Genomic DNA, 4,499 nt, shown 5'->3' with positions numbered 1-4,499 from the left:
GGATCGCGGCCGGCCTCGTCGACGACGGCTTCCACCTGCGCCCCGCGCTCGGCGACCCGCTGCGCGGCGCACTGCTCATCGGATCGGGCACCCGGCCGGCGCCCATCCTCACCTCTCTCCACCGCTGGGAAGGAACTGCATCATGACGCAGGCTGCATCGATGACCGACGCCGGCATCCTCTACCTCGATCGGGTCGAGGAGATCCTCGATGACGTGCGACGGACGCAGTGGCCGAGGATCCGGCAGGCGGCCGCGCTCGTGGCCGAGGCGATCGCCGGCGGCCACGAGGTGCACGCCTTCGGCACCGGCCACTCGCACATGCTCGCCGAGGAGCTGTTCTACCGCGCCGGCGGGCTCGTGCGCGTGCGCCCGCTGCTCTTCGAAGGACTGATGCTGCACGCGAGCGCCCCGCTCTCGACCGCGCTCGAGCGGCTGCCCGGCCTCGCCGATGCCCTCGTCGCCGACCACGGCGTGCACGCCGGCGACGTCGTGATCGTCGCGTCGAACTCGGGCGGCAACGCCGTCACGACCGAGCTGGTGCGGTCCGTGCACGAGCGCGGCGCCGTCGTCATCGCGGTGACGAGCATCGCCCACGCGACCTCGGAGGCGGCGCGCGACTCCGGTCTGCCGCGCCTGCACGAGGCGGCCGACATCGTGATCGACAACGGGGGCGCCGTCGGCGACGCGGCCGTGGACATCCCGGGCGTGCCCCGCCGGGTCGGTCCGACCTCCACGGTCGCCGGTGCGGCGATCCTGAACGCCGTCGTCGTGCAGACGGCGGGGCTGCTGGCGGACCGAGGCGTGGTGCCCGAGATCTACGCCAGCAGCAACACTCGCGAAGGCGATGCCATCAATGCGGGCTTCGCCCCGGGGGCCGCGGCATGACCTTCGCGATCCGCGGCATCATCGAGGGCTTCTACGGGAGGCCCTGGTCTCACGGCGCCCGACTCGACATGATCGACTTCATCGCGGAGCTCGGCATGAACGTCTACGCGTACTCGCCCAAGGACGACCCGTTCCTCCGGTCCCGATGGCGGGATCCGCTGGACGACCGGAGCCGGCGCGCGACGCAGGAGCTCATCACCGCCTGCGGCGAGCGCGATATCGATCTCTGGTACTGCGTCTCGCCCGGGCTGACGGTGGAGTACGGCTCCGACAGCGAGGTCGACGCGCTGGTCTCCCGCTTCTCAGAGATCGCGGAGCACGGGGTGCGCAGCTTCGGGGTCTTCCTCGACGACATTCCGACGCGGCTGCAGCACACCGAGGATCGCGGCGCCTACGGCGACCTCGTCGAGGCGCAGCTCGACTTCCTCGCCAGGACGCACCGCGCACTCGGCGCGCGGGTACCCGGGGCGCGTCTGATCGTCTGCCCCACCCGGTACTGGGGACGCGGGGATGAACCCGGCATCTCGCGATTCGGCTCGGGGCTCCCCGCCGGCGTCGAGCTGCTGTGGACCGGACGCCAGATCTGCTCGGCCACGATCGATCGCGACGACGCCCGTCGCGTCGAACTGGCGTCGGGCCGCCGGCCGATCTTCTGGGACAACTACCCGGTCAACGACGTGGCGATGGCCGGCGAGCTCCATATCGGCCCGTTCCGCGGCCGTTCCGCCGACCTCGATAGTGCGGCGACCGGCCTCATCGCGAACGTCATGGAACTCGCCGAGGCCTCGAAGATCGCGCTCGCCACCATCGCCGACTATCTGCGGGATCCGGCGGGCTACGACCCGGATCGGAGCTGGGCCGCGGCGATCGAACGTCTCATCCCGGAGCCGGCGGATCGCGCCGCCTTCGTCGACTTCGCAGAGAACTCGCTGAGCTCCTGCCTGGCCGAGGACGACGCGCTGCGGCTGACCGCGGCATTGGACCGCCTCGCGTTCCTCACCCACCTGGGACGCCCTGAGGAGGGCGCCGCCGGACTCCTCGAGCTGGCCTCGCGCTATCGCACGGCCGCCGGGCGGCTGCGCTCCCCCCATTTCTCGGCCCCTCACCTCGCCGGGGAGATCCGTCCCTGGGTCGACGCCTTCGCCCTCGGCGCGGACGTCATCGAGCGGATCGGCCTAGCGCATCTGGACGGCAGCGCCGACGAGCCCGCCCGGCGGGCGGAATGGCTCGCCCACCGCGACCGCCTGCGCGCAACGGGTCTGCGCGTGTTCGGCGATGTCCTCGACATGACCCTGACCGACCTGAGCCGGATCCACACCACCACGACGTTCGAAGGAGAGCGCCCATGTCATCAAGATCGATCCCACGTGCACTAGGGGCCGCGGCAGCGGTCGCACTCGCCGCGACCATGCTCGCATCCTGCTCCTCGTCATCCGGCGACGAGCAGATCATCCGCGTCGCGATGGGCTCCCCCGGCGAGGCCCAGATCCGCGTCTGGGAGGCGGCCGGCGCGGCCTTCGAGGAGGCGAACGAGGGCTGGACGGTGGAGTTCAACTTCATGGAGGACGACCAGTACCAGACCATCGGGCTGCCGAACCTCCTGTCCAGCCGCACGCCGCCGGACGTCTACTTCGAGTGGGTCGGCAACCGCCTCGAGACGCGCAAGCAGGACGGCTTCACCGCCGACCTCAACGATGCCGTCGCGAACGGGCCGCTGGCCGGCATCTTCGACGAGGACGCCTTCGCGTCCGCGACGATCGACGGGCAGATCTCGCTCGTGCCGCACATCGCAGACGTGACGAACGTGCTCTGGTACAACACCGAGATCCTGGCGGAGAACAACGTCTCGCCGCCGCAGACCTGGGATGAGCTGCTGGCGGCCTGCGAGGTGCTCGACGCGGCGGGGGTCACGCCGATCGCCTCGGGCAACAAGGATCTCTGGGCGGCCGGCAACTGGCTCGCCCACGTCACCTCGCGCGTCGTCGGCGAAGAGGCGTACGACGCGGCGCTCACCGGTACCGCGTCGTTCGATGATCCGAAGTGGGTCGAGGCGTTCGGCTACGTGCAGCAGCTCGCCGACCGCAAGTGCATCAACGAGTCGATCAACGCGATCGACGACAACGAGGGCGCGCAGCTGTTCTTCCAGGGCAAGGCCGCCATGCACCCGATCGGCTCATGGCTCGTGAGCTGGGCGATCGACGAGGCGCCGGATCTCGACTTCGACTTCGTGAACCTGCCCGAGATGCCGGGCGCCGGCGATCAGAGCTCGGCGATCGGCGTCGTCACCGGCTACGCGGTCAACGCCAAGGGCTCGCACGTCGATCAGGCCGTCGAGTTCCTGGCACTGCTGAACAGCCCCGAGTTCGTGGAGCAGTTCATCGCCGCTGAGGCCGTGCCGATCACGCTCTCGGCGCAGGAGAGCACCTCTATCGACGCGCGCACGGCCCGCCTGATGGCGCTGCTCTCGGAAGCGGGCGCGGTCATCAGTCCGCCGGACACCGGGTACGACCTGGGCACGGCAGACGCCTTCTACCGGGCGCTCGCCGAGGTGATCGGCGGCCAGACCAGCCCGGAGGATGCGGCGGCGCAGCTCGCCTCGTCCGTCGGCTGATCCCCGCCGGGGGGGGGCCCGTGCCCGCCCCCCGCCCCCCCCCCCTATCCCGAGCAGCGAGGAGAGCGATGCGCCCCGAGCGTCCATGGATCCCGTACGTGTTCCTGGTACCCGCCCTGGCGGTGTTCGGCTTCGCCGTCGTCGTCCCCGTGCTGATGACCGGCGGCTACAGCCTCACCGAGTGGAACGGCTACGGGCCGATGACGTTCGTCGGGCTTCAGAACTACATCGAGCTGTTCACCGACCAGCTCTTCGCACGATCCTTCCTGCACATCGCGCTCTACATCCTCGCCACCCTCGTGCTCGAGGTCCTGATCGGCCTCTGCTACGCGGGCCTGGTCGACGCGCGCCGCGGCCGCTCGGTCTGGTTCCGGGTCGCCGTCTTCACGCCGGTGCTGCTGCCCATGGTCGTCGTCGCGGTGCTCTGGTCGTTCGTGCTCAACCCGGACTTCGGTCTGATCAACGCCACGCTCGAGGCGCTGGGTCTGCACGATCTCACCCGGATCTGGCTGGGCGACCCCTCGACCGCGCTGCTCGCGATCTGCGTCGTCTCGGGCTGGGTGTTCGCCGGCTTCTACATGACGATCTTCATCGCGGCCCTCGGCCAGATCCCGGCCGAGATCGTCGAAGCGGCGCGGCTCGACGGCGCGAACGAGTGGCAGATCTTCTGGCGCGTCAAACTGCCCGCGATCCGGCGCACGATCGAGGTCGCGATCCTGCTCTGCGTCACCGGCGGCTTCCAAGGATTCGATCTCTTCTACGTGCTCACGAACGGCGGCCCGTACCATGCGACCGAGATCCCGACCACCTACCTCGTGCGCACCGTCTTCCACAACGGCAACATCGGTTACGGCGCCGCGATGGCCGTGATCCTCACGGTCGTCGTCGTGATCTCCGGGCCGCTCTTCGCCCGGCTGCGCCGTCGCGCGGAGCTCCAGGAGACCGGAGGCCGCCGATGAGCACCTCCGCCGTCCGCCGCACCGGTCGCGCCCCGTCGCGCCG

At 70.2% G+C, this 4,499-nt stretch carries 4 protein-coding genes; all 4 read left to right on the top strand.

The genetic code is table 11. The features are described 5' to 3' along the window. The first annotated feature begins 142 nt into the window (after window positions 1–142). A complete protein-coding gene (locus ACFPZL_RS10420) occupies window positions 143–886 on the top strand; it encodes a sugar isomerase domain-containing protein (protein WP_218116353.1) in 744 nt (247 codons plus the stop codon). Further along, complete coding sequence (locus ACFPZL_RS10415) at window positions 883–2,262, top strand: protein O-GlcNAcase (RefSeq protein ID WP_218116354.1); 1,380 nt, start codon at window positions 883–885, stop codon at window positions 2,260–2,262. The genes ACFPZL_RS10420 and ACFPZL_RS10415 overlap by 4 nt, the downstream gene beginning before the upstream one ends. Beyond that, window positions 2,232–3,497, top strand: coding sequence for an ABC transporter substrate-binding protein (locus tag ACFPZL_RS10410; RefSeq protein WP_218116355.1), 1,266 nt, complete (start codon window positions 2,232–2,234; stop codon window positions 3,495–3,497). Before ACFPZL_RS10415 ends, ACFPZL_RS10410 begins: the two co-directional genes overlap by 31 nt. Before the next feature lie 68 nt (window positions 3,498–3,565). Continuing rightward, a complete protein-coding gene (locus ACFPZL_RS10405) occupies window positions 3,566–4,456 on the top strand; it encodes a carbohydrate ABC transporter permease (protein WP_218115619.1) in 891 nt (296 codons plus the stop codon). Window positions 4,457–4,499: the final 43 nt, after the last annotated feature.

The sequence above is a fragment of the Leucobacter soli genome, assembly GCF_042659205.1.
GTDB classification, from domain to species: domain Bacteria; phylum Actinomycetota; class Actinomycetes; order Actinomycetales; family Microbacteriaceae; genus Leucobacter; species Leucobacter soli.
This window is presented reverse-complemented; position numbering and strand designations above follow the sequence as displayed.